Below are 1,393 nucleotides of genomic sequence, written 5' to 3' on the forward strand. Positions count from 1 at the left end.
GTATCTCAATTATCAATTAGATTTGGCGAGCGGCTACGATTGCGATTGGGGTAAAGTCTCGTTAGAAAGTGACATTTTTTGCAGCGGCAGAATATAACCCAGCATCATCAGAAAAAATATCACTTCCCAACGAGATCAGATTATCAACGAATTATTAAATGACACAGTTTATTTTACACTCCCATTTTCCACGTAGATACTCCTAAAGTACTTATCCCCTTTCTTTCCAACAATTAGACGAGTTGCATATCGACTCCTTCTCACTGTATCTAATTCGTCATTGTTATAATACGGCAAGGTATCTATCTTATTAGCACATTTCATCACAACAATAACATATTCTTTTAAATTTGGAGCAAAACCATCATTGAGAGGGTAGTCAACCACCGACACTCCGCTTGTGTCTAAATGATAAACCCTATCATCATTAGCACTCGCATTAGCCGATTCATCAAAATAAACAGTTGCAAACCCTTTATAACCGCAAGGTAGTTCCCACACCTCCTTTTTCATATCCTTTGGAGAATGGCATCCTAATAAAAATAGTGCAACAATCAATACAGGTCCATTCTTTTTATTGGCGATCTTTAGCTGCAGGTTTACTAAGTTGCTTTTCATTCCATTGATCAACTGTATATTCATTCCATTGATATTTTGTCTTCTTAAATAACCCGCTCCAAAAAGATCCAGTATGAGGCACTGCCTCATATGCTTTTAACTTTCCTGTAAAATTTCCATTTTGATCAACTCCAATTTTCAACCAATTACTCCCCTGTGTAATAGTTCCGCCAAACAATGTAAATATCTGCTTCTTAGGCGGTGCCATATGAGTATAAGTCATTATTCGTTGTCCTTTAGAGTCTTCAATAAATTGTTCATAAGCAGGAAACCCCTTCCCATCTAAGCCACCGTGCATTGACAGAATTCCTGGCTCCCTATTGTCAAAATCTAACTTGCCAGTCCAGTCAATATCTGGCGCCATAAAATCTTCTACTCTCGCATCATGCCCCTGAATATTAATAGAAATTTTTGATCCATATCTTATGCTTTCCCCGTTTTCCACAGTGAACTGCTTTTCTATTTCTGTCCATTGATCAGGAGTTTCTGTACTACTTCCTACTTCACCATAAAAATTTCTAGGCCCAATTGATGGATCACTATAAACTACGGTTTCACCTATCTGCTTTGCTGTCGCTACATCCAACTTAGTAACAGACACAATCCTAGATGTAATCCACTTGTTACCTTGCTTGTAATACATGTTAAAACCTCTATTATCACCCTTATACGGTTTTTGATCAGGGAAAATATTACCAAAATAATCCCATGGAGCAAATGTTCTTTGATGGATTGTTATTTTCTCAAGACCATCTAAGTCTATCGCCCAAATCGG

At 37.5% G+C, this 1,393-nt stretch carries 2 protein-coding genes; both read right to left on the reverse strand.

The window, feature by feature from the left end; all coding sequences use genetic code 11:
• Positions 1–168: 168 nt before the first annotated feature.
• On the reverse strand, positions 169–618 hold the full coding sequence (locus GA0116948_RS20895) for a hypothetical protein (protein WP_165798551.1): 450 nt from the start codon (positions 616–618) through the stop codon (positions 169–171).
• On the reverse strand, positions 575–1,393 hold an 819-nt coding region (locus tag GA0116948_RS21370), incomplete at its 5' end, for a hypothetical protein (RefSeq protein WP_170876098.1). The genes GA0116948_RS21370 and GA0116948_RS20895, both read right to left, overlap by 44 nt.

This window comes from Chitinophaga costaii (assembly GCF_900094705.1).
Classification (GTDB): domain Bacteria; phylum Bacteroidota; class Bacteroidia; order Chitinophagales; family Chitinophagaceae; genus Chitinophaga; species Chitinophaga costaii.

Excerpts from the sequence above, each read along its gene's own strand:
- GA0116948_RS20895 (WP_165798551.1), bottom strand. The coding sequence starts at position 618 with ATGAAAAGCAACTTAGTAAACCTGCAGCTAAAGATCGCCAATAAAAAG.